The sequence below is a fragment of the Clostridium sp. OM02-18AC genome (assembly GCF_003481825.1).
Lineage (GTDB): Bacteria > Bacillota > Clostridia > Lachnospirales > Lachnospiraceae > Brotaphodocola.
Window position 1 is genome coordinate 70,768 of the sequence record NZ_QULW01000009.1, and the last position, 23,397, is coordinate 94,164.

The window sequence follows — 23,397 nt, forward strand, 5'->3', positions numbered from 1 at the left end:
TGTTTGTTGAAATTGATGATATGTGATGATGAGAGTGTGATGTGCGAAAGCATCCAGCGGATGCTGGAACGTTTTTCGGAGGAATGCGGGATCAGACTGGATATCAAAATCTGCAGATCTGGTGAGGAATTGCTGGAACAGATGACCCCGGACTTTGATATTTTGTTTTTGGATATCCGAATGGGAAAGATATCCGGAATGGATGCTGCACGGAAAATCAGAGAAAAATATTCAGACATCTGCATGATCTTTGTTACAACCATGACGCAATATGCATTGGAGGGATATAAAGTTCACGCATTCGGTTTTTTGAAGAAGCCTTTGACGTATGCACAGCTGAGGCTTCAGATGCTGGATGCAGTCCATATGTTAAAAAGCCGCAGGTCAGAATCCATTATGGTGAAGTCTGGAAATGATTCCTGGCGTCTGGACCTGAATAAGCTGTACTATATGGAAATTTACGGGCATGACATTCACGCAGTGTGTGCGGACCAGACTCTGACCTGTTACGGAAGTCTTTCCGAGTATGAAAAACTTCTGGAAGAAAAAGGGTTCTGCCGGTGTCACAAGAGCTATCTTGTGAATCTGCGCTACATCCGCCAGATTGGGGCGACGCAGATTTTTATGACAGATGGGAGTGTGATACCGGTAAGCAAATACCGGAAGAAAGAATTGTCAGAAGCTTTTGCACGCTGTATAGGAGGTAATATCTGATGGATGTTCCGCAGCTGTTCCGTTATATGTTTGATCTTTTGATGATGTACTGGTTTTTTGTCCCTTTGAAAAAGAAAACGCAGGAGGATGTCCCTGGTAAAGAAAAGGAAAACCTGGTGCGGGAGATAGCCGGATATGGAAGTCTGCTGCTTCTTCTCCCGATTTATCTGTATGCCGGGAGCGGAAGTCTTTTTTCGATGCTTTGGCGTTTCCTGCTTCGTGTCCTTGTGTATTCGTGCTGGGTATTTGGGGCAAAAAGAACCGATTTTCGGTTAAGCCTGTATTTGGGAATTCTGTGCTGGCTGGCATTTACCAGTGAAAATAATATTTTTCTGACACCGCAGCTTTCCGGTTTACGATGGATCCGCCAGTCCCAGTCAGTCGGAAGTACGTTTGGAAATGTGGCAGAATTGCTACTGGAAGCAGGATTGATCACGCTGGTGAGCAGACTGGTCCCTTTGGCGGCCATTGAACGTGTGCCAAAAAGCAGGTGGATCCTTTCGGCAGCGCTGATCGGGTGTGCGCTTTATGTAAAAATGACCTTAAAGCTGCTTTCCATGGTGCCGAGTGGTCAATATCCGACGGAACTGACCAGTTATCCGATCCTGATGCAGCTGCTCAGCATTACTGCCATGATCCTGTTTGAACGTTACCTGTACAACCGGAAAATCCGTGAAGAGGTGAGGCTGAATGAGGCCATTAACCACTACCGTTATGAAAATGCAGTAGCGCATCTGAAAGCCGATGAAGATGTAAAACGCATTCATCACGATATGAAAAATCATCTGATCGTCCTCCAAAACCTGATCGACAGCAATGAGAATGCGGCAGCTTATGTGCAGAACCTGATGGAAGAAATCTCCGGATACGGAAATCTGGCAGAAACCGGCAATCCGCTGCTGAATGGTCTGATCTCCGAGAAAATCTATCAGGCATCGCGGTTTCAGATTGACATCAATGCGTGTTTTGATTTTTCAGAGGGAGATTTTATCGATGCGATGGATGTCTGTGCGATTTTTGGAAATGCATTGGATAATGCGATTGAGGCTTCCAAAAAAGTGAAAGATCCGGAAAAACGCAGCATTCTTGTGAAATGCGGCAGAATTTCCGGCAATCTGGTCATAACATTCCGAAACTATTTTGAAGGAGATTTAACATTAAAGGGAACACTTCCGGTCTCTTCCAAACAGGGGCATCTGCATGGCATTGGACTTAGCAGCATCCGCCGCTCCGTGGAGAAGTATGGAGGAAGTATGGCAGCGCAGTGTGATCCGTACCACAATTTTGTCCTGACGGTAGCGCTGCCGATCCCGGAAACAGAACAATTGCAAAAACCGCAAACATCAAAAAAGCCGCAATCATAACCATGACTGCGGCTTTTAAATTTTAAAAATCCCCCGGCTTTACGGAGTCCGGAAGCATGGAGCGATAGGTACGGCTTCCTTTTATGCGCTGGTAGTCAGCCTGGATGCATTCGCAAAGTTCCGGGCTGGAATAGAGCTGTTTCGCTGCGGCAAACAGAATCCGCGCTGCATAGTGCATTCCCTTGTGTGCGAGCGGACTCTTGCCCTGTGCCACGATCTGCCAGGTGTGCAGGGCACAACCAGTGGCTTCGGCAGCTACGCTGATGAGCCCGGTAGGAACCTGCCAGCTTACATCGCCGACATCGGTGCTGCCAAGGTAGATGGTCTGGTCGGCAGGAAGAATCTCTGCATCAATCGAAGTGTGGGCAGAAGCAGCTTCTTCTCGCATGGTCTGATCTATGGAAGCAGCGTCAGCGGTGCCGGACAGATCGGACAGCTCAGGCAACCGCATAAACTTCGCTGCAACCGCATAATCTTCTTCGGTGTACTCTGGTTTTTCTGCTTCCTGCATCGCTTTCATCATGAGCGTTTCCATAGCCGGAGCCGATAATAAATCTGCGTAGGCACTGACTGTCCGGTAAGAAACTTTCGTTCCGGTCATCAGTGCAGCACCCTTTGCCACATCGGTGACCCGGTCGTAAAGCTCTGCAACATAGGAACTTTGCGGTGCCCGCAGGGCATAGAGTAAGGTGGCGGAAGCAGGAACGATGTTCGGCGCGTCGCCGCCGTCATTTAAGTAGGCGTAATGCATGCGGGCATCACTTTTTACGTGTTCCCGCAGATAGTTGACACCCACGTTCATCAGTTCGCAGGCATCCAGCGCGGAGCGGCCAAGCTCCGGGTGGGCGGCAGCATGGGCACTTTTGCCGGTGAAGTCGAAGATCACACGGATGTTAGCAAGTGCTTCTTTGATCAGTCCGGTTTTGGAACCAGGGTGCCAGGCAAGGGCAAAGTCCAGACCGTCAAAGCAGCCACTGCGGGTCAGGAAAGCTTTTCCGGCGCCGCCTTCCTCTGCCGGGCAGCCGTAATAGATCACGGTGCCGCTAAGTGATGTTTCTTCCAGCCAGTTTTTGATGAGGCAGGCAGCTTCCATGGTACCGGTGCCAAGCAGATTGTGCCCGCATCCGTGACCCGCTGCGCCGGGGCGGTCTGACTGGCGCTCACAGGCATTGGCTGTCTGGTTCATGCGGGGCAGGGCATCGTATTCGCCCAAAAGTCCGATCACGGGGTGACCGGAGCCGAAGCTTGCGGAAAATGCGGTGGCGATGCCGCCAGGGTTTTTGGTTATCTGAAATCCCTGATCTTCCAGAAAATCTGCCTGCAGGGCGCTGGAGCGAAATTCCTGGTAACGGGTTTCTGCAAAGTCCCAGATCTGGTCGCTGATTGTTTCAAATTGCTGTTCAAACTGTTGTCTGTTCATGACGAGATTTCTCCATCTATTTATGCTTTTTCTTTTTATCTGAATTTGCTATGTTTTCTATGCCTTAGTATAACATTTCTAACCTGATTTTGGAATGAGATTCTATGGGAGACTCCAGTGTGAAAAATAAAATGAAAAAACTATAGTCATACGATATTTACAAAAGTGATAAAAATTGCTACAATAAAGCAATGATTTTAAAATAGTCAGATATAATACCGGAAAGGAGAAGAGAAAAGATGGGGAGTAATGTATATGGGGAGCTTTTATCCGGACTTCAGTCAGAAAAACCGCAAATCCTTCTGACCAGACTTCATGAAGATGCAACGCTGGAAAAGCATATTTATGTGCCGGGACAGGAACCGGAAGAGGCCGAAGCATTGGCGCAGCAGGCAGCGTTTGAAAAGAAGGTGTGTATTTTGGGTTTTGAGCCGGGGCAGAGTGGCGAGAAATGGGTCGCAGAGCCTTTCTGCAAGGAAAACCGCATGCTGATCTTTGGCGGTGGTCATGTGTCCCTGGCACTTGCAGAGTTTGCGGCCCGAACCGGCTTTGACGTGACGGTAACCGATGACCGTCCAAGCTTTGCCAACCAGCTTCGTTTCCCAATGGCGAAGGAAGTACTTTGTATGGATTTTGATACCGCGATTGAAAAACTCGGTGTCAATGCTTCGGATTTTGTGGTTATCCTGACCCGTGGCCACCGTCATGACGGTGTCTGCCTGAGGGCACTTTCGAAACAGCCACAGACAGCATACCTGGGGATGATCGGTTCCAGAAAGCGCGTCCGCGAGTTAAAGGATACACTGGAAGAGGAGGGCATTGACCGGACCTGGCTGGACTGGATCCACACACCGGTAGGGCTGGATATCGGTGCGGTGACCCCGGAGGAGATCGCGGTGGCGATCCTTGCGGAAACCATTCAGGTAAAGCGGAAGCCAGAGAAAGAGGGAGACAGAAAGGTATCCCAGTCTGACATTGACATGGAGGTCATTCATGATCTGGCGGAACCGGACGAAAAGTTTGCGGACCAGAAAAAGGCAGTGATCACCATTTTAAGCAGCAAAGGCTCCACACCGAGAAAGGCGGGAGCCAAGATGATCGTTTATGAGACTGGCATGATCCAGGGAACCATCGGCGGCGGCTGTGCGGAGGCAAACCTGATGCAGCATGCCAGAGAGGTGATCCGTGACGGCATATACCAGATCCGGCATGTAGATATGACCGGAAAAGTGGCAGAAGAGGAAGGGATGGTCTGCGGTGGTGTGATGCAGGTGCTGATCGAGCGGGCGTGATTTTATCATGGAGGAAGCTGTTTTTTTATATGATAGGAAATTGCGTCCTATCATATAAAAACGCTCCGCGAGGAAGCGCACTCGGCGCAAAGGTAGATGGTTGCTGAAGCAACCATCTACCTTTGCGCCGAGTGCGCGAGAATGTGCCAAGGCACATTCTTTTTTGTTTATGGTTTCAGGATCACGGCGGTACCGTGCAGGTCACAGAGCGGAACCAGTAAAAGCGGAGTGGCGGTCTGTTCATACTGGCGTACCGCCTCTTTGCAGCCGCGAAACTGTGTATTGTTGTAGTCGTGCAGCAGGATCATACCGCCGGAACTGAGCCTTGGATAAAAATACTGCAGTCCGGCCAGAATTGGCTCATACAGATCGGTGTCCAGACTGACTAACGCAAACTGTTTGTCCGGGAGTCCGCAGGTTGTTTCTGGAAAGTATCCGGGATAGAAAAGAGCCTGATTGGGAAACGGAAGCCGGCTTTTGACATAGTCGGTAGAGGTATCAGAAAAGTTCTGGATTTCCGCTCTGGAAAAACAGCGTTCTTTTTCGGTTTTCACATCTTTTTCGTCAAAGCCATGAAAGGTGTCGAACAGCAGCAATTCCCGTTCCGGAAATAAGGCATTTAACTGCCAGGCAATATCTCCGCGGTATACGCCAAGCTCGGCAATGCTTCCGGGAATCCTCTGCTCTGTGATTCGGTTTGCCATGCGGTGAAGCGTGGCACTCCGGATATCTAAAATCCGGGAGAGATCTGAAAGCTTTAAAAAGGAATTCTGATAGCCGGCCTGTATGGCCTGGTCCATCAGAGCCTGGGTGCGCGTCTCGTCGCTTATGGCAATGAGCATAAGGTCTGGCTGCAGCTTCGCTGCCTGCTCTACGGAAATGACTGGAACTTTTCCAAGTGCGGTAGAAAGACCGGTATTCCAAAGTGTCTGGTTGTTATCTCCAAATGCAAGGAGCTGGAACTGGTTTCGGTTGACCAGACCGACAAAAGAACGGCCAAACTGACCTGCACCGAGTATGATAAGTGTCTGCATAGGATTCTCCTCTGTCAAAATGATATGTTTATTATACAATACAATTTTTGAAAAAAGCAAGAATGCATGACAGATAAAGGATTGCTTTCACACAGAAAACAAGTTATAATATTGACATTAACCGGCTTGTCTGTACAGGTCGGTCATTGTTTCGGACCGTTATATATTAAAAAACATAACGGTAGTTACTTTTATATTCACATGGAAAATTTGGGGGACAAACAAATGAAACTGATCAAAACCGTTGATGCAGAGGGGGCTGTTCTCTGCCATGATATCACGCAGATCATTCGTGGTGTGACCAAAGATGCAGTGTTTCATAAGGGACATATCGTAACCAAAGAAGATATTCCGGTACTTTTAAGTGTTGGAAAGGATACCCTTTATGTATGGGAAAAGGAAGAGGGAATGATGCATGAGAACGATGCAGCTGAGGTCCTTTGCGAACTCTGTAAAGGGGAGCACATGGACCGTTCCCAGCCGAAGGAAGGCAAGATTGAGCTGACTGCGGCCTGCGATGGTCTTTTGAAGATTGACGCAAAGGCATTAAAAGGGGTCAATGCCTTTGGACAGATGATGATCGCCACCCGCCATGGCAATTTTGCCGTGAAGAAAGGTGACAAGCTGGCGGGTACCCGTATCATTCCGCTGGTCATTGAAGAAGAAAAGATGAATGCGGTCAAGGCGCAGACGATGGAGCTGACTGGCGGAAAGCCGATTTTGGAACTGAAGCCGTTCCGCCATAAGAAGGTTGGCATTGTTACTACCGGAAACGAGGTATTCTATGGACGTATCCAGGACACGTTCACCCCGGTGATCGTGGACAAGCTGTCCGAGTTTGATGCCGAGGTGACCGACCATGTGACCTGGGACGATGATGACAAGAAGGTAACGGCCAGCATTCTCGACATGATCGAAAAGGGAGCGGACATTGTTATCTGCACTGGCGGCATGAGTGTGGATCCGGATGACAAGACTCCGCTTGCGATCAAAAATACCGGAGCGCGCATCGTGTCCTACGGTGCACCGGTACTTCCAGGCGCTATGTTTTTGCTGGCTTACTATGACCGCATGGAGCAGGGGAAGAACCGGAGAACCGTCATCATGGGGCTTCCGGGCTGCGTGATGTATGCAAAACGTACCATTTTTGATCTGGTACTTCCACGTGTCATGGCAGACGATGAGGTGACATCGGACGAGCTGGCAGCGCTCGGCATGGGCGGCTTATGCTTAAACTGCCCGGTCTGCACCTTCCCGAACTGCGGTTTTGGAAAGGGGTATTGATATGGAATTTACGCATTTTGATGAACAGGGCAATGCCCGCATGGTGGATGTCACGGAAAAAGGCGAGACGGTCCGCGAGGCGGTTGCCAAAGGCCGCATCCGTGTGAGCGAGGAATGCTTTGGGAAGATCAAAGAAGGTACTATGGCCAAGGGGGATGTGCTTGGTGTGGCCCGGATTGCCGGGATCATGGGAGCCAAGCGCACTTCAGAGCTGATTCCGCTCTGCCATATCTTAAATCTGACCAAGCTGAACGTGGATTTTGTCATGTACCCGGAACGCTGCGAGATTGAGGCAGTCTGTACCGCCAAGACCACCGGAAAAACCGGTGTGGAGATGGAGGCGCTCACCGGTGTATCTGTGACGCTGCTTACCATTTATGATATGTGCAAGGCCGTGGATAAGACCATGGAGATCGGAGAAATCCATCTGGCTGAGAAGACCGGAGGCAAGAGCGGTCACTTTGTAAACCCAAAAGAGCAGAAGGGGCACTTCGTGAATCTCCAAGAGCAGGGTGGTGAGTAAGTGTGAAGGATGCGTATGGAAGAGAAATCCGGTATTTGCGTATTTCCGTGACGGACCGCTGCAATCTGCGCTGCAAATACTGCATGCCGCATGGCATTGAGTGCGTGGAGCATAAAGACATCTTAAGCTTTGAGGAAATCCGGCAGATCGCAGTGTGCGGGGCAAAGCTTGGCATTACCAAGATCCGTCTGACCGGCGGGGAACCGCTGGCGAGAAAAGGATGTCCACAGCTGATAAGGATGCTGAAAGAGATTCCGGGCATTGAAAAGATTGCCATGACCACGAACGGGACTCTGGTAAGAGCCGTTCTCCCGCAGCTTGTGGAGGCAGGACTGGATGAGGTCAATATCAGCCTGGATACGCTGGATGCAGAAACGTTTGCTGAAATTACCGGACAGGATCTTTTACCGGAGGTATTAAAGAGTATCGATGCTTCTCTTGCCGCTGGGCTTAAGGTGAAGGTCAACGCGGTATCCATGCCGGATACGGACTGGAAACGCCTGATCTTACTGGCGAAAGAAAAACCGGTTGATGTCCGTTTTATTGAACTGATGCCAATTGGAGCCGGAAAGGAGTCGAAGGGGCGCAGCAATGAGGAACTTTTTAAAGAAATCCTCAGCGAATTTCCAGAACTTCAGGCAGATGACAGCGTACATGGAGCCGGTCCGGCGGTCTACTATAAAATCCCGGGATATCAGGGAAGCATCGGACTGATCAGTGCCATGCACGGAAAATTCTGCAGTTCCTGCAACCGGGTGCGCCTGACATCGACCGGATTTTTAAAGACCTGTCTTTGTTATGAGGATGGCATGGATCTGAGAAGCATCCTGCGTGGCGGTAGTCCGGAAAAACTTCTGGATGCCATGGCCCGAACGATATACGGCAAACCGGCAGAGCATTGTTTTGAACAGCCGGATCAGATTACAGAAGCGCACGGTATGAGCGCGATTGGAGGGTGAGAAAATGGAAGTTGGAAAAGAGGGGGTAGTGAAGGCTATCTGCATCAGTCCGGCCCGGGGAACGGAAAAGCATACGATCCCGGAGGGACATTTCATTCCAAATTTTGGAATCGAGGGCGATGCGCATGCTGGGACATGGCACCGTCAGGTGAGTCTTCTCTCCTACAATAAAGTAGAAGAATTTAATAAAAAGGGCGCAAACGTAGGCGATGGTGCGTTTGGCGAGAATCTGGTGGTGGATGGAATTGATTTCCGTGCCCTGCCGGTTGGAACCAGACTTTACGCCGGAACCGTCGAGCTGCGCATGACCCAGATCGGTAAAGAATGTCACAGCCACTGTGCGATTTATCACCGCGTGGGTGAGTGCATCATGCCGCGGGAGGGCGTGTTTGCTGAGGTAGTAAAAGAGGGAATCATCCGTCCGGGCGATGTGATGAGAGTCGAAGCACCGGATGAGAACCGTCCATTTACGGCGGCGGTGATCGTACTGAGTGATAAAGGCTCCAAAGGAGAGCGGGAGGACTTAAGCGGTCCGGCAGCTGAGGACATGTTAAAGGAAGCAGGCTATGAGGTAGTGGAGCGTTTTGTGATCCCGGATGAGCCGGAGGTGTTAAAACATCACCTCATTCGTCTGGCAGACAGCCGACAGGTAGACCTGGTAGTGACCAGCGGCGGAACCGGATTTTCCATGCGGGACCAGACACCGGAGGCAACTTTGGCGGTGGCTGACCGGAACGCACCTGGCATTGCGGAGTACATCCGCATGAAATCCATGCAGATCACAGACCGCGCCATGTTAAGCCGCGGCGCATCGGTCATCCGGAAAAAGACGCTGATCGTCAATCTGCCGGGAAGTCCGAAAGCCGTAAAAGAGAGTCTGGACTTTATTCTGGGGGCACTGGATCACGGCTTGAAGATTTTGCGCGGTACTGCTTCTGAGTGCGCCAGAAAATAGCATGTGAAAGCAGTGCATAAAAGCAGCATATCAAAAGAGTTTATGAAAGCAGTACATGAAAACAGACAATAACGGGTGTTTGGACCTTGCCGGAATGCGGCAGAAATCAGATCATAGCATTGGTGATTCAAAACGATTCACATAAAAATTTCAAGAACAGGGGAAAGAAAGTAATGAAAAAACAGTTCGCAGTTCTAATGGCAGCTATGATGGCAGCAGGTATGATGGCAGGATGTTCCTCCAAACCGCAGGAAACCACTGCGGCAGCAACCGAGACAGAGACTACTGTAGCGGAGACCACGGAAGCAGAAACTGAGGCAGAGAGCGAAAACGCTGGTGAGGCAAAGGCAGATCTTGGTGAGCAGAGCATTCTGGTTGCTGCAGCAGCAAGCTTAAAAAATGCATACGAGGATAAGCTGATCCCGATGTTTGAAGAACAGTATCCGGGCGTAACCGTTGAGGGAACCTACGACAGTTCAGGAAAGCTGCAGACCCAGATCGAGGAAGGTCTTGAGGCAGATGTATTCATGTCTGCAGCAGTTAAGCAGATGAAGGCTCTGGATGAGGAAGGTCTGATCGCGTCTGATACCATGGTTGATTTGTTGGAGAACAAGATCGTTCTGATCGTTCCGGCTGGCAGCGACAGCAAGATTGATTCTTTCGAGAAGATCGGTGATGCTGAGTCTATCGCCCTGGGCGATCCGGAGAGTGTTCCGGCTGGTCAGTACGCGAAAGAGGCTCTGACAAACTTAAATGTCTGGGATGGCATTCAGGACAAAGTAAGCTTCGGTACCAACGTAACCGAGGTATTAAACCAGGTTGCAGCAGCAAGTGCTGATGCAGGTATTGTTTACGCAACCGATGCAGCAAGTATGGCAGATCAGGTAACTGTCGTTGCAGAGGCACCGGAAGGAAGCCTGGAGAAGAAGGTCATCTATCCGGTAGCAGTTGTAAAAGCAACAGCTCATGAGGATGCAGCGAAGGCATTCGTAGATTTCTTACAGACTCCGGAAGCGATCACGGTATTTGAGGCCTACGGTTTCGTGGCAGCGCAGTAAATATAGATACGGTAGCATTCCGGCCTGCATAAACACGGAACTGCGATCATGTGTAACAGAGAGGAGAAACAAAAATGGACTGGTCCCCAATTCTGATATCCATGAAAACTGCCAGTGTTTCCATCGTGATCACCTTTTTTCTTGGAATTCTGGCGGCCTGGCTGGTGGTCAGCATGAAGAATGAGCGTATGAAGATCATTCTCGATGGTATTTTAACGTTGCCTTTGGTGCTGCCGCCTACGGTGGCGGGCTTTTTCTTCTTATATCTGTTTGGTGTGAAACGGCCCATCGGAATCTTCTTTTTACAGTTTTTCGGCGTGAAAATTGCGTTCTCCTGGACAGCTACGGTACTGGCGGCGGTGGTCATGTCCTTTCCGCTCATGTACCGTTCTGCCAGAGGAGCCTTTGAACAGGTCGATCCAAACCTCATGGCAGCGGCGCGTACCCTTGGCATGAGTGAATGGAGCATTTTTTATAAGGTACTGATCGCCAATGCCATGCCTGGCATTGTAAGCGGTGGAGTCCTGGCATTTGCAAGAGGACTGGGTGAGTTTGGCGCCACTGCCATGATCGCAGGCAATATTGCGGGAAAGACCAGAACCCTTCCCATGGCAGTGTATTCGGAAGTGGCTGCCGGAAACATGGATGCGGCATACCGCTATGTAGCGATCATCGTTGTGATCGCATTCCTTTCCGTGATCTTAATGAACCGGGCAGCGTTGAAAGAATCCAAAAAGAGAGGACAGTTTTAAAAAATGAGTGAACAATTATTAGCGGTTGATATCCGAAAAAAACTGCGGGAGTTTGAACTCCAGGTCCAGTTCACTTCTGGCAAAGGCTGCCTCGGAATTCTGGGACCTTCTGGCTGTGGAAAGAGTATGACATTAAAATCCATTGCAGGGATCGTGGAGCCGGACAGTGGTTCGATCGTGCTGGATAACCGTACACTGTATGATAGCAGCAGAAAGCAGAATCTGAAACCGCAGGAGCGGCGTGTAGGGTATCTCTTTCAAAATTATGCGCTGTTTCCGAACATGTCTGTGGAGGAGAATATCCGGACAGGCCTGAAAGCCGGAAAACGTTATGATGAAGCACAGCAGAAAAAACGGACAGCCGAAATGATGGAGCGCTTCCGTTTAAGTGGTCTGGAGAAGCGTTATCCTGTGCAGCTTTCCGGCGGACAGCAGCAGAGGGTGGCGCTGGCGAGAATTCTTGCCTACGAGCCGGAAGCACTGCTTCTGGATGAACCGTTTTCCGCGATGGATACCCATCTGCGGGAACGATTGCGTCTGGAACTGGCCAGTGTACTTTCTGAGTACCAGGGAGCATCCATCATGGTCACACATGACCGGGACGAAGCGTATCAGCTGTGCGATCATCTATTGCTGTTCAGCAAAGGCCATGTGATCGCAGCGGGAAAGACGAAAAATCTCTTCAACGACCCGGGAAGTGTGGAAGCCGCAAGGCTGACCGGCTGCAAGAATGTTTCACGGATTGAAAAGATCGGCGAGCACCGGGTACGCGCGCGGGACTGGGGGGATCTGGAACTGGTTACAGAAAAAACGGTGACCGAGGATGTGACTTCCATCGGAATCCGTGCCCATGATTTTGAGCCGCTGACGGATCAGGAGACTGACGCGGAAACAGAAAACCGGATTCCGGTGGAGAATCCAAAGATTTCGGAGATGCCGTTTGAATGGTATGTGACGATGCAGAACGGACTGTGGTGGAAAATCGGAAAGACCATCCACACACACAGTGCAGATGGTCTGATTCCAAAGTATGTAAGGGTTGCCCGGGAAGCGATTCTGCTTCTGAAAGATTAGGGTGTAAACGAATCAAAGTATTTTGCAAAGAGCTGGGCAGTGACTGCTTTCAGCTCTTTTTCCATACCCTGGAAACGGGCAAGGAAATCTTTGGCTTCTGCTGTCAGGTGTGAGGAACCGCCGGATGCACCGCCAGAGCGGGATTCAATCAGGGGACAGCCAAGATAGCGTTCCGCTTTCTTGATGATTCTCAACCCTTTGCTGTAAGACATTTCCATTTCCCGGCAGGCAGTCTGCATGGAGTTGGTCTGGTCTACAAGAATCAGAAATTCCGCAACACCGGGACCGAAGAAGGTATCCTGTTTGGCAAGACGAAGTCTCACCGAGGGGCGGAGCGGAAGCTTGGCTGGGGAAATTGAAGGATCAACGACTGGTTTGGCTTTGCGGTTCATGAAACAACATCCTTTCTGACTACAAATTCATTCTGTTTTTACTATAAAAGTTCTGCCGCCGATCAGGCGGCGTTAATTCAGGGATGCCAAATGCGCCTGTCAAAACTTTTATTTGCGGTGGTGCACTTGGCTGCAGGTGCATGCAGGTTTAGTATAGCATGCGATAGCAGCGTGGGCAATTTTTTCTCGACAAAAAGCAGAAAAACTCTTATAGTAATGGATAGATTAGAAAGATGAGGAAACAAGTTATGAAAGAAACGAATAAGATCGAATTGCATGGGGATATTTCCATTCCTTTCTTAAAAAAGAGCCGTTTCACGGGAAGTTTTAAGGGAATGCGCTATGTGCTCATCAAACATGAAAATGAGTTAGAGCCTGCTGCGGAGGAGACACCGGCGAAAACAGAAACGGTGATCCGGGCTATTATCTGGCCGGAACCATTTAATTTTGAAGTGACACCGGATGAAAAAAAACATCACCAGGATTTTCCGTTTACGACGGATGGAATCTGGGAAGCGGTGGACTGGCTGAATGCGGAGCATGAGGCAGGACATTTTTAATTGAAAAAGGCATTTGCAGCCGAAAACTGCAAATGCCTTTTTCAATAGAATCAATCTAACGGTTCAATAAATCAGTCCTGTTTTGGTTTTCCGCATAGTTTCATGGTCAGCGGCAATCCGGTGTAGAGACCAATCAGCTGGAACTGGAAAAACAGTTTGAAAAGGGGAAAATTTGAGAAACATATATCTGGTGAGGCACGGAAAAATAAAACAGGAAGCGGGAGGGCGCAGATGCATCGGGCAGACCGACCCGCCGCTTGATGAAAAATATGTTTCTTCTATATTAAAACTGGGGAACTGGTTTGCGGAGAGACAGCATCATCAAAAAGCATCTGTAGTACTGGCATCCGGAACCTTAAAGCGTGCATGCGATACGGCAAAGTATCTGAAAGAAGGTGCGGGAGAAATCATTTCCGGGAATATCCTTTTTGATGAGAATCTGAATGAAGTTTACACTGGTTTATGGGAAAACCGGGAATTTGAAGAAATTAAGGTCAAGGATCAGAAGCGGTTCGAAGAAAGGGGAAAATCGCTTGGATGATTCCAGGGTAAAGGAAAATGAAATCGTCAGTGTAGAGGCGCGTTATCAGGCCGCCTACGGGAAATGTCACTGCGCGGAAGCATACAAAAAGCACGAAGCGTTGTACGAAAAAGCGAAGAGCATAGAAAAAAAGATATTTGGATAAAGCAGGCAGGAGAAGGTGTATGGAGCCGTCTCCTGCTTGCTATTTCTATCCCAAAATGCTAAAATCGAACTACACACGGACAGTGGAAATTTGTGGGGATTTATTCTCTGTCTGTGTTCATAAAAATGTGAACGGGGGTTCATGAAAAAAGGGAGATTGTATTATGAATATTTCACAAATTACCGGGATTTACTTCAGTCCTACCGGCACGACCAAGAGCGTGACAGAGTGGATTACAGGGCAGATCGCGGCAGATAAACAAAAAACGGATGAGGTGGACTTAACCGATGCCATTCCTTCCCGCCCGGACTATACCTTTACCGAGCACGAACTTGCAGTAGTCGGTGTGCCGGTTTATGGAGGACGTGTGCCGGAAACAGCAACAGAGCGACTGAAAAAAATGCATGGAAAGCGGACCCCGGTGGTGCTTGTGGTTACGTTTGGCAACCGGGCATATGAGGATGCACTGCTGGAGCTTTCTGATATCTTAAAGGAGCAGGGCTTCATTCCGGCAGCAGCGGCAGCTGTGGCAACGGAGCATAACATTGCAAGAGTGTATGGTACTGGCCGACCGGATGAAAAAGATAAAAAAGAGATGGCTGCTTTTGCGCAGGCGGTAAGACAGAAACTGAAGAACACAGCCGGAAGCACAAAGCTGCCGGAGCTTTCCATCAAAGGGAACCGCCCGTATAAGCCTTACGGAACGCTGCCTTTGAAGATCAGCGTATCTTCTGCCTGTGAGAGCTGCGGGCTCTGCGTCAGCAAGTGCCCGGTTCAGGCCATTTCCAGGACCGATCCGAAGGTCACGGATGAAACAGCCTGCATTACCTGTATGCGCTGCATTCAGGTTTGCCCGAAGCATGCGAGAAAACTGGGAACTCTGGTAACGCTTGCCATCCGCCAGAAATTAAAGAAAGTCTGCACGGACAGAAAGGGTGCAGAGTTTGTACTATGAAGCTGGAAAATGACTTAGACACCGATGATATCCGGGGACTGGTCCTGCGTCTTGCGCTGCCGTCCATGCTGGCGCAGTTTGTCAGTGTGTTTTACAGCATTGTGGACCGCATGTATATCGGAAATATCCCGAAGATCGGGGAGACGGCACTGGCGGGTGTCGGTATCTGTGGCCCAATCGTGACTCTGGTTTCTTCTTTTGCAATCCTGGTCGGTGTGGGCGGTGCCCCGCTCATGAGCATCCGTATGGGCCAGAAAAATGAGAACGGAGCCCGGCAGATCCTGGCGAACTGCTTTCTGATGCTGACGGTGCTTGCCATGATGCTGACGGTCTGTGTGCTGGGACTCCGGGAAAAGCTGCTCTGGTGGTTTGGTGCGGGCGAGACAACGTTTCCGTATGCCTTATCTTATATGACCATTTATCTGTGCGGCACGTTTTTTGCACTGATGACAACGGGCATGAACCAGTTTATCATCTGCCAGGGCTTTGCGAAGGTCGGGATGAAGGCGGTTGTGATCGGTGCAGTGGCGAATATTATCCTCGATCCGGTATTTATTTTCGGACTGAATCTGGATGTGCGCGGCGCTGCACTGGCCACGGTACTGTCGCAGATGTGTTCCTGCGTTTATGTCCTGCGTTTCCTGTTTGGGAAGAAGGTACCGATCCGTATTACCTTTCACGGGTATGATCCGAAGCTGATGCTGCAGATCGTCAAAGTCGGCTTTTCGCCTTTTATCATCATTGCACTGGACAATGTGCTGGTCATCTCCCAGAATATGGTGATCCAGCGTCTGGGAGGCCCTGGTCAGGGCGATGTCCTTTTAACCTGTGCGGCCATTGTCCAGAGCTTTATGCTGATCATTACCATGCCGCTTGGCGGTATCACTTCTGGTACGCAGACCATTCTTGGGTATAACTTCGGGGCGAAGCGTCCGGACCGCATCTGGAAAGCGGAGCGGTGGATCGTCACCTGCTGTCTGGTATTTAACGCGGTCATGTTCCTGGCGGCACAGTGTATTCCGGAGGTTTTTGTGCGGATCTTCACCCGCAATGAAGAATACGTGGCATTGAGTGCCTGGGCCATCCGGGTTTCTACGCTTGGCGTGCTCCCGCTGGCGATTCAGTATACCGTGGTTGATGGTTTTACCGGAATGGGCATTGCAAAGGTAGCGATCACCTTGTCACTGTTTCGGAAGTTTATTTACTTTGCGTCCGTCGTGGCAGTTCCGATGTTCACCGGGGTGACGAATGTATTTTTTGCGGAAACCATTTCTGATTTTGCCGGTCCGGTGTTTTCCACGATCATGTTTCTCTGTGTGTTTAAAAAGGTTGTGGGGGATCCGAAGAAGGTGCCTGCGGCATGAACAGAACCGGTATGAAAATCCGCTCTGTCGGATTTTTCTGCCAGAAATTTTATCCATATAAAAACAGCAATCCGATTTTTCTGTATGGTATCGCATGTAGCCAGTTGCGGAATAAGATACTATAAGGAAAGAGGGTGATCTCTCATGCGAGAGGAGCTGTTTCATATTATTTTAGGAATTTTGATTCCGTTTCTGGGAACGACCATCGGAGCGGGCTGTGTTTTTTTTGTACAGAAGGAGATCAAGCCGGTCATCCAGAAGATGCTTCTGGGATTTGCCTCTGGCATCATGGTGGCGGCTTCGGTGTGGTCGCTTCTGATCCCGGCTATGGAGATGTGCGCGTCAGCAGGAAAGCTTGCCTTTATCCCGGCTGCAGTGGGCTTCTCCATCGGTATGCTGTTTTTGTGGGTGTTAGATAAGCTGATCCCGCATCTTCATATGGGAAGCGATACGCCGGAGGGACCAAAGAGCAACTTAAAGAAGACGACCATGCTGGTGTTTGCAGTAACGCTTCACAACCTGCCGGAGGGCATGGCGGTGGGCGTTGTATTCGCCGGGCTTCTGACTGGAAGCGCACCCATTACCGTGGCAGGGGCGTTTGCCTTGACCATCGGCATTGCGATCCAGAACTTTCCGGAGGGAGCGATCATCTCCCTGCCATTACACAGCGAAGGGCAGTCGAAGCTTCGTGCCTTTGTCATGGGAACGTTGTCCGGTGTGGTAGAGCCGATCGGAGCGCTGATCACAATCTTATGTGCGAAGGTCCTGGTACCGATCGTGCCTTATATGCTGGCCTTTGCGGCGGGGGCCATGATCTATGTGGTCGTGGAGGAGCTGATCCCGGAATCTGCCCAGGGCGAACATTCGGATATGGGAACCATGGGATTTGCGGTGGGGTTCCTGATCATGATGATTCTGGATGTGGCGCTCGGGTGATTCTCAACCCGATACACCGAAAAAGGCAACAACATGCAGCGATATAAAAACTGAAAATGGCTGCAAAGCAATAGAAAAGCCGGAATGCCTTCAAACGTGCATTTTCCGGCTAATACATAACAAGGAGTGAGTGTTAGAATGACACAGGAAGAGGTTTTAAAGAATGCAAGGACCTGTCTTGGTCCGTACTGTAAGGGATGCCCGGTCTGCAACGGCCGTGCCTGCAAAAATACCATGCCGGGCCCGGGCGCCAAGGGCGAGGGCGACACGGCAATCCGCAATTACGACAAGTGGAGAGAAATCCGCGTGCAGATGGACACGCTCTGCGAGAATGGTCCGGTGGATACCAGACTGGAACTTTTTGGAAAACAGTTTGCCTATCCGTTCTTTGCGGGTCCGGTGGGCGCTGTGAATCTGCATTACGGGGACAAGTACGATGACGCGGCGTATAATGATATTCTGGTGCATGCCTGCGCGGAGGCTGGCATTGCAGCATTTACCGGCGACGGAACCAACCCGGAGGTGATGCGCGCGGCTACCGCGGCGATCGGAAAGGCAAACGGACTTGGCGTGCCGACCGTGAAGCCATGGAATGCAGAAACGGTAGCAGAGAAGATGAAACTGGTAAGAGAATCCAAAGCCTTTGCGGCGGCCATGGATATTGATGCGGCAGGTCTTCCGTTCTTACAGAATTTGACTCCGCCTGCAGGCAGCAAGACCGTAGAAGAACTTTCTGGTATCATCCGCGAGGCAGGAGTTCCGTTTATCGTAAAGGGTGTTATGACCGTGAAGGGAGCATTAAAGGCGAAGGAGGCCGGTGCATCTGCGATTGTGGTATCCAATCACGGCGGACGTGTCCTGGACCAGTGCCCGGCAACCGCAGAGGTGCTTCCTGAGATCGCAGAGGCTGTGGGCGGTGGTTCTATGAAGATCCTGGTGGATGGCGGTATCCGAAACGGCATTGACATCTTCAAGGCACTGGCACTTGGTGCCGACGGTGTGCTGATTGCCCGCCCGTTTGTCACCGCGGTATATGGCGGGGCAGAGGAAGGCGTCAGGGAACTGGTGAACCGTCTGGGAAGCCAGTTAAAAGACACTATGGCTATGTGCGGCGCACACAGTCTGGCTGAGATCACGAGAGATATGGTGCGGAACGATTAAAGTGTCTTCTGATTGCGGACATATGACCGTTTCCGAAAGGAAAACGACATTAGATATAACTGAAAAGAATATTACACATTCCTTTTATATAGTTGACAAATAGTACCAGGATTGTTATCATAAAGAGAACGTGACAGAAGGGAGAACACTTATGGATCGAATCGTGTTATCATTGTTAGTAGACAACACATCAGGTGTCTTAAGCCGTGTAGCAGGCTTATTCAGCCGCCGTGGCTACAACATCGAGAGTCTGACCGTTGGTGTCACTGCAGATGAGCGGTATTCCAGAATGACAGTCGTTGCTTTTGGCGATCAGAACGTTTTAGAGCAGATCGAAAAACAGCTTCGCAAGCTGGAGGATGTCCGCGATATCAAGGAATTAAAACCGGGTCATTCCGTTTACCGGGAACTGATCATGGTGAAAGTACGGGCCAACGCGAGTCAGCGTCAGGCAGTCAGTGCCATTTCCGATATTTTCCGCGCAACCATCGTGGATGTAGGCAAGGATTCCCTTACCGTCATGCTGACCGGCGACCAGTCCAAGCTGGACGCACTGATCAACCTGCTGGAGGATTACGAAATCTTAGAGCTTGCAAGAACCGGACTGACCGGCTTATCCCGCGGCTCTGATGACGTGCGGTATCTTCCGTAAGCAGAAATTCCGTGAAGACACGGACTTATTACAAGGGACTTTAAGTGTCAGAAACTTCAGGGGCGGACTGAGAGTCGTCGAAGCGCTGGCGCATGAAGCATACAGGCAGCTGGAGGGAACCTGTTTTCCAGTTACCACACAACTATGAATCTAAAGATTCTTGAGGAGGAAAAGAAGATGGCAAAGATTTATTATCAGGAAGACTGTAACCTGTCCTTACTGGATGGAAAGACCATCGCTATCATTGGCTACGGCAGCCAGGGACATGCACATGCATTAAACTTAAAGGAGTCTGGATGTGACGTGATCATCGGTCTGTACGAGGGCAGCAAGTCCTGGGCAAAGGCTGAGGCACAGGGCTTTAAAGTATATACCGCAGCAGAGGCTGCAAAGAAAGCAGACATCATCATGATCCTGATCAACGATGAGCTGCAGGCTGATATGTACAAGAAAGACATCGAGCCGAACCTGGAAGAGGGCAACATGTTAATGTTCGCTCATGGCTTCAACATTCATTTCGGCTGCATCAAACCGCCGGCAAACGTCGATGTTACCATGATCGCTCCGAAGGCACCGGGCCACACCGTTCGTTCCGAGTACCAGGAGGGCAAGGGTACTCCGTGTCTGGTAGCTGTAGAGCAGGATTACACCGGCAAGGCTCTGGAGAAAGCTCTGGCATATGGCCTTGGTATCGGCGGCGCAAGAGCTGGTCTTCTTGAGACTACTTTCCGTACCGAGACTGAGACTGACCTCTTCGGTGAGCAGGCTGTTCTTTGCGGCGGCGTTTGCGCTCTGATGCAGGCTGGTTTCGAGACCCTGGTTGAGGCTGGTTACGATCCGAGAAACGCTTACTTCGAGTGCATCCACGAGATGAAGCTGATCGTTGACCTGATCTACCAGTCTGGTTTCGCAGGCATGAGATACTCCATCTCCAACACTGCTGAGTACGGCGATTACATCACCGGACCGAAGATCATCACCGAGGATACCAAGAAGGCTATGAAGAAGATCCTTTCCGATATCCAGGATGGTACTTTCGCAAAAGAGTTCCTGCTTGATATGAGCCCGGCAGGCCGTCAGGTTCACTTCAAGGCTATGAGAAAGCTTGCTTCTGAGCATCCGTCTGAGAAAGTCGGCGCTGAGATCCGTAAGCTGTACAGCTGGAACGACGAGAGCGGAAAGCTCATCAACAACTAATCAAATTCTCATACAGAGATTACAAAAAGGAGTCTCCGCATTGCGGAGGCTCCTTTTTTGAGCAGAATAAAAGCTGCACATGGTACTTTGTCTGAAATGCAGCTTTGCTTGTTACAGAAAAAAATTATTTTGGTGGTGGAAAATCACAGATTCCGGCTGTCCTGTGCCCGACAGAACCGGATAAATGTATCTAACGCCTTGGAAGTGCGGTTACTCTGCCATAAAAATCCAATGGTGCGCTTGTGGATCGGGGTGTCGAGCTTTAACTGCACAAGTCGTCCGGAATCCAGATCTTCTTTTACAAACTCTTTTATGACACATCCGATTCCCAGACCAATGCGGGCAAACTCGATGAGCAGATCCATGGTGGTGACTTCCAGAAGGTTGTTTGCCACGATCTGGTTTAAGGCCATATAGTCATCGATGTAATGGCGGGTGATGTTGTTTTTGTCAAGCAGCATCAGGTTTCCGCTCTGGAACACATCGGTGTCGGCACCTTCCCGCAGCTTTAGGTTTTCCAGATAGCTTGGGGTGGCAACAAAGATATCTTCGATATCCATAACTGGAATAAAATCCATGTTTTTCGCAGATTTCTGTTCGACTACAAGTCCAATGTCGATGCGCTGCTGCTCTAACATGGACAGTGTCTGGATGGTAGGCTGGCTTTCAATGGTGATCTTAATATGCGGGTACTGCTCGATAAAGCCTTTCAGATATTTTACCATGATAAAACGGCATAAGGTATTGCTGACTCCGATGCGGATGTGCCCCATGTTGAATTCACGGATACGTTTTAATTCCATTTCTCCTTTGGTGAGTTCATCGAAAGCATCGCGGGTATGTTCGAAGAGCACCTGTCCCTCTTCGGTGAGCTGTACCCCGCGGGAATTCCGGGTAAAGAGCACCGTGTTTAAGCTGTCTTCCAGCTTGCTGATGGATTTGCTGATCGCAGGCTGGCTGATGTAAAGCTCTTTTGCGGCGCGGGAAATATTTCCGGCTTTTGCCACGGCATAAAAAATGCGGTATTGTGATAAATTCTGGTCCATATCGCGTAATCCCCCTAATAGAATGATAGACTCTCCGGTCTGTGCCTGAGACAGAATAGAATCATATCGCTTACTTTATAACTAACTGTTATGATACATATGAGTATTATCTATTGTCATTATATCAGTAGTGATGATATAATTCAATAAGCGACAAAAAATGCCTGTATGCGGAAGCAAAACCAGAGTGTGAAAAAACATCCACCAAAGCATGCACGGCCAGAAAGAAAAAGAATTGTCAGGAGGACATTATGTCAGTCGGAAAAATTTTTAAATTTCACAATGACCTGGATACGGATCAGATCATCGCATCCCAGTATCTGTTACTTCCAACCATCGATGAGATGAAGGATCATACATTTGAGTCTTTAGACCCGGATTTCCCGAAAAAAGTAAAACCGGGTGATTATGTAGTAGGCGGCGAGAACTTTGGCTGTGGCTCTTCCAGAGAGCAGGCACCGAGCGTGTTAAAGGCTTTGGGTGTCCAGGCTGTAGTTGCAAAATCTTTTGCCCGCATTTTCTACCGCAATGCCATTAACATTGGCCTTCCGGTTATCGTCTGCAAGGATCTTCCGGATGCTGTAAACACCGGGGATGAGATGGACCTTTCCCTTACCGAAGGTGTTGCAAAAGCAAACGGAAAGACCTATTCCTGCACCAAGCTGCCGGCTTACATGAAGCAGATCTTAAGTCAGGGCGGACTGATCGCATCACTGAATAAGGAGGAAGACTAAGCCATGGGAATGACAATCGCTGAAAAAATCATCGCTCTTGCAGCCGGTGTGCCGGAGGTAAAGGCAGGAGATATCCATACCGTAACCCTGGACCGCATGATGAGCAATGACGGAACCACACATTTAACCGTCGATATGTACCATAACAAATTAAAGCATCCGCATATTGCTGATCCGAAGAAGATGGTCTTCATCGTGGACCATAACGTACCGTCTGACAGCCCGAAGACCGCTGCTTCCCAGAAAAAAATGCGCGACTTCGCAAAAGAAAATAACATTGATTTCTGGGAAGGCAAAGGTGTGTGCCATCAGATCATGATGGAACACTATGTCTGCCCGGGTGAGCTGATCTTCGGCGCGGACAGCCATACCTGCACCTATGGTGCACTGGGCGCTTTCGGTACCGGTGTCGGCTGTACCGATCTGCTCTACGGCATGGTAACCGGAACCTCCTGGGTACTGGTTCCGGAGACAGTAAAATTCAACCTGGTTGGAAAACTGCCAGAGGGCGTATATCCGAGAGACTTGATGCTTACCATCATCGGTGAGATCGGTGCAAACGGTGTAAACTATCAGGTAATGGAATTCACCGGAGAGGGCGCAAAGACGTTAAGCGTCAACGACCGTATGGTTCTGTGCAACCTGGCGGTAGAGGCTGGCGCAAAGACCGCGATCTTCGAGGCAGATGAGATCGCCCTGGAGTATTTAAAGGCAAGAGGCAGAGAGCCGAAGGCTGTATTCAAGAGCGATGCCGACGCGGTTTACGCAAGAGAGTATACCTTTGACCTTTCCAAGATCCAGCCGGTTGCAGCACGCCCGGATTTCGTGGACGATGTTGTTCCGGCAAAGGAAGTCTGCGGTGTCCGTATCGACGAGGCATTCCTTGGCTCCTGCAACAACGGACGTATCGACGATCTCAGAGTTGGTGCGGCCATCTTAAAGGGAAGAAAGGTTTCCGATCATGTACGTTTCCTGGTCGTTCCGGCCAGCCGTGAAGTTTACTTACAGGCACTGGATGAGGGACTGATCCAGATCTTCATGGAGAGCGGCGCAATCGTGATGAATCCAAACTGCAGCGTCTGCTGGGGAAGCTGTCAGGGTGTCATTGGTGAGAATGAGGTTCTGATCAGCACCGGTACCAGAAACTTCAAGGGACGTGCCGGACATCCGAGCTCCAAGGTTTACTTAGGTTCTGCAGCAACGGTTGCAGCATCTGCCGTGAAAGGCGAGATCTGTACCGCAGATATGCTGTAAAATTTGCATGGCAGATAAAACTATAATAAGA

Annotated in this window: 25 protein-coding genes; 21 read left to right on the forward strand and 4 right to left on the reverse strand. The window is 49.9% G+C overall.

The window, feature by feature from the left end:
- The first annotated feature begins 15 nt into the window (after positions 1–15).
- A complete protein-coding gene (locus DXB18_RS08000) occupies positions 16–714 on the forward strand; it encodes a LytTR family DNA-binding domain-containing protein (protein ID WP_243103293.1) in 699 nt (232 codons plus the stop codon).
- A complete protein-coding gene (locus DXB18_RS08005; protein WP_118543281.1) occupies positions 714–2,078 on the forward strand; it encodes a GHKL domain-containing protein in 1,365 nt (454 codons plus the stop codon). The genes DXB18_RS08000 and DXB18_RS08005 overlap by 1 nt, the downstream gene beginning before the upstream one ends.
- A gap of 22 nt (positions 2,079–2,100) precedes the next feature.
- On the opposite strand, the gene DXB18_RS08010 is transcribed toward DXB18_RS08005, so the two are convergent.
- Positions 2,101–3,498 carry an amidohydrolase gene (locus DXB18_RS08010; RefSeq protein WP_118707066.1) on the reverse strand — a complete coding sequence of 466 codons (1,398 nt, stop codon included), beginning with the start codon at positions 3,496–3,498 and terminating at the stop codon, positions 2,101–2,103.
- A 239-nt stretch (positions 3,499–3,737) separates the two neighbouring features.
- Between DXB18_RS08010 and DXB18_RS08015 the strand changes: the two genes are divergently transcribed.
- Positions 3,738–4,790 (forward strand): XdhC/CoxI family protein, encoded by a 1,053-nt coding sequence (locus tag DXB18_RS08015; protein ID WP_118707068.1) that lies wholly within the window; start codon positions 3,738–3,740, stop codon positions 4,788–4,790.
- Between the two features lie 167 nt (positions 4,791–4,957).
- Here the strand turns inward: DXB18_RS08015 and DXB18_RS08020 are convergent, their stop codons facing one another.
- Entirely contained in the window at positions 4,958–5,824 is an 867-nt protein-coding gene (locus tag DXB18_RS08020; protein ID WP_118707070.1) for a TylF/MycF/NovP-related O-methyltransferase, read from the reverse strand.
- Between the two features lie 225 nt (positions 5,825–6,049).
- On the opposite strand from DXB18_RS08020, the gene DXB18_RS08025 reads away from it, so the two are divergent.
- The 7 genes from DXB18_RS08025 to DXB18_RS08055 all read left to right on the forward strand — a co-directional run bounded on the left by DXB18_RS08025 (position 6,050) and on the right by DXB18_RS08055 (position 12,429).
- Positions 6,050–7,108: a molybdopterin-binding protein gene (locus DXB18_RS08025; RefSeq protein WP_118707072.1), complete on the forward strand. Its 1,059-nt coding sequence runs from the start codon at positions 6,050–6,052 to the stop codon at positions 7,106–7,108.
- A 1-nt stretch (position 7,109) separates the two neighbouring features.
- Positions 7,110–7,631 carry a cyclic pyranopterin monophosphate synthase MoaC gene (moaC, locus tag DXB18_RS08030; protein WP_118707074.1) on the forward strand — a complete coding sequence of 174 codons (522 nt, stop codon included), beginning with the start codon at positions 7,110–7,112 and terminating at the stop codon, positions 7,629–7,631.
- Positions 7,632–7,633: 2 nt separating this feature from the next.
- Positions 7,634–8,590 carry a GTP 3',8-cyclase MoaA gene (gene moaA / locus DXB18_RS08035; RefSeq protein WP_118707076.1) on the forward strand — a complete coding sequence of 319 codons (957 nt, stop codon included), beginning with the start codon at positions 7,634–7,636 and terminating at the stop codon, positions 8,588–8,590.
- 4 nt (positions 8,591–8,594) lie between these two features.
- On the forward strand, positions 8,595–9,545 hold the full coding sequence (locus tag DXB18_RS08040; protein WP_118707078.1) for an MOSC domain-containing protein: 951 nt from the start codon (positions 8,595–8,597) through the stop codon (positions 9,543–9,545).
- A gap of 173 nt (positions 9,546–9,718) precedes the next feature.
- A complete protein-coding gene (gene modA / locus DXB18_RS08045; RefSeq protein WP_118707080.1) occupies positions 9,719–10,603 on the forward strand; it encodes a molybdate ABC transporter substrate-binding protein in 885 nt (294 codons plus the stop codon).
- Between the two features lie 74 nt (positions 10,604–10,677).
- Positions 10,678–11,355: a molybdate ABC transporter permease subunit gene (gene modB / locus DXB18_RS08050; RefSeq protein ID WP_118707082.1), complete on the forward strand. Its 678-nt coding sequence runs from the start codon at positions 10,678–10,680 to the stop codon at positions 11,353–11,355.
- Between the two features lie 3 nt (positions 11,356–11,358).
- Positions 11,359–12,429, forward strand: coding sequence for a sulfate/molybdate ABC transporter ATP-binding protein (locus DXB18_RS08055; RefSeq protein WP_118707084.1), 1,071 nt, complete (start codon positions 11,359–11,361; stop codon positions 12,427–12,429).
- On the opposite strand, the gene DXB18_RS08060 is transcribed toward DXB18_RS08055, so the two are convergent.
- Positions 12,426–12,821: a LysR family transcriptional regulator gene (locus DXB18_RS08060; RefSeq protein WP_118707086.1), complete on the reverse strand. Its 396-nt coding sequence runs from the start codon at positions 12,819–12,821 to the stop codon at positions 12,426–12,428. The two genes, DXB18_RS08055 and DXB18_RS08060, sit on opposite strands and share 4 nt — an antisense overlap.
- Before the next feature lie 248 nt (positions 12,822–13,069).
- On the opposite strand from DXB18_RS08060, the gene DXB18_RS08065 reads away from it, so the two are divergent.
- From DXB18_RS08065 to ilvC, 9 genes are all read left to right on the forward strand, one after another.
- Positions 13,070–13,381, forward strand: a complete 312-nt coding sequence (locus DXB18_RS08065; RefSeq protein ID WP_118707088.1) for a hypothetical protein — start codon at positions 13,070–13,072, stop codon at positions 13,379–13,381.
- A gap of 172 nt (positions 13,382–13,553) precedes the next feature.
- Entirely contained in the window at positions 13,554–13,922 is a 369-nt protein-coding gene (locus tag DXB18_RS08070) for a histidine phosphatase family protein (RefSeq protein WP_118707090.1), read from the forward strand.
- Positions 13,915–14,067, forward strand: a complete 153-nt coding sequence (locus tag DXB18_RS16160) for a hypothetical protein (RefSeq protein WP_182430513.1) — start codon at positions 13,915–13,917, stop codon at positions 14,065–14,067. The genes DXB18_RS08070 and DXB18_RS16160 overlap by 8 nt, the downstream gene beginning before the upstream one ends.
- 163 nt (positions 14,068–14,230) lie before the next feature.
- The gene (locus tag DXB18_RS08075; RefSeq protein WP_118543267.1) at positions 14,231–15,022 is read left to right on the forward strand and encodes an EFR1 family ferrodoxin; all 792 of its coding nucleotides are present in this window, start codon (positions 14,231–14,233) and stop codon (positions 15,020–15,022) included.
- On the forward strand, positions 15,019–16,386 hold the full coding sequence (locus DXB18_RS08080) for an MATE family efflux transporter (protein ID WP_118707092.1): 1,368 nt from the start codon (positions 15,019–15,021) through the stop codon (positions 16,384–16,386). The genes DXB18_RS08075 and DXB18_RS08080 overlap by 4 nt, the downstream gene beginning before the upstream one ends.
- Before the next feature lie 144 nt (positions 16,387–16,530).
- Positions 16,531–17,322 (forward strand): ZIP family metal transporter, encoded by a 792-nt coding sequence (locus tag DXB18_RS08085; protein ID WP_118543265.1) that lies wholly within the window; start codon positions 16,531–16,533, stop codon positions 17,320–17,322.
- Between the two features lie 138 nt (positions 17,323–17,460).
- Positions 17,461–18,483: an alpha-hydroxy-acid oxidizing protein gene (locus DXB18_RS08090; RefSeq protein WP_118707094.1), complete on the forward strand. Its 1,023-nt coding sequence runs from the start codon at positions 17,461–17,463 to the stop codon at positions 18,481–18,483.
- Positions 18,484–18,634: 151 nt separating this feature from the next.
- On the forward strand, positions 18,635–19,135 hold the full coding sequence (ilvN, locus tag DXB18_RS08095; protein ID WP_118543263.1) for an acetolactate synthase small subunit: 501 nt from the start codon (positions 18,635–18,637) through the stop codon (positions 19,133–19,135).
- A gap of 177 nt (positions 19,136–19,312) precedes the next feature.
- Complete coding sequence (gene ilvC / locus DXB18_RS08100; protein WP_118707168.1) at positions 19,313–20,332, forward strand: ketol-acid reductoisomerase; 1,020 nt, start codon at positions 19,313–19,315, stop codon at positions 20,330–20,332.
- 143 nt (positions 20,333–20,475) lie between these two features.
- Here the strand turns inward: ilvC and DXB18_RS08105 are convergent, their stop codons facing one another.
- Positions 20,476–21,378, reverse strand: coding sequence for a LysR family transcriptional regulator (locus tag DXB18_RS08105; protein ID WP_118707096.1), 903 nt, complete (start codon positions 21,376–21,378; stop codon positions 20,476–20,478).
- A 251-nt stretch (positions 21,379–21,629) separates the two neighbouring features.
- Between DXB18_RS08105 and leuD the strand changes: the two genes are divergently transcribed.
- The gene (gene leuD, locus DXB18_RS08110; protein WP_118707098.1) at positions 21,630–22,112 is read left to right on the forward strand and encodes a 3-isopropylmalate dehydratase small subunit; all 483 of its coding nucleotides are present in this window, start codon (positions 21,630–21,632) and stop codon (positions 22,110–22,112) included.
- Positions 22,113–22,115: 3 nt separating this feature from the next.
- Positions 22,116–23,366, forward strand: a complete 1,251-nt coding sequence (locus tag DXB18_RS08115) for a 3-isopropylmalate dehydratase large subunit (protein WP_118543260.1) — start codon at positions 22,116–22,118, stop codon at positions 23,364–23,366.
- Positions 23,367–23,397 lie beyond the last annotated feature (31 nt).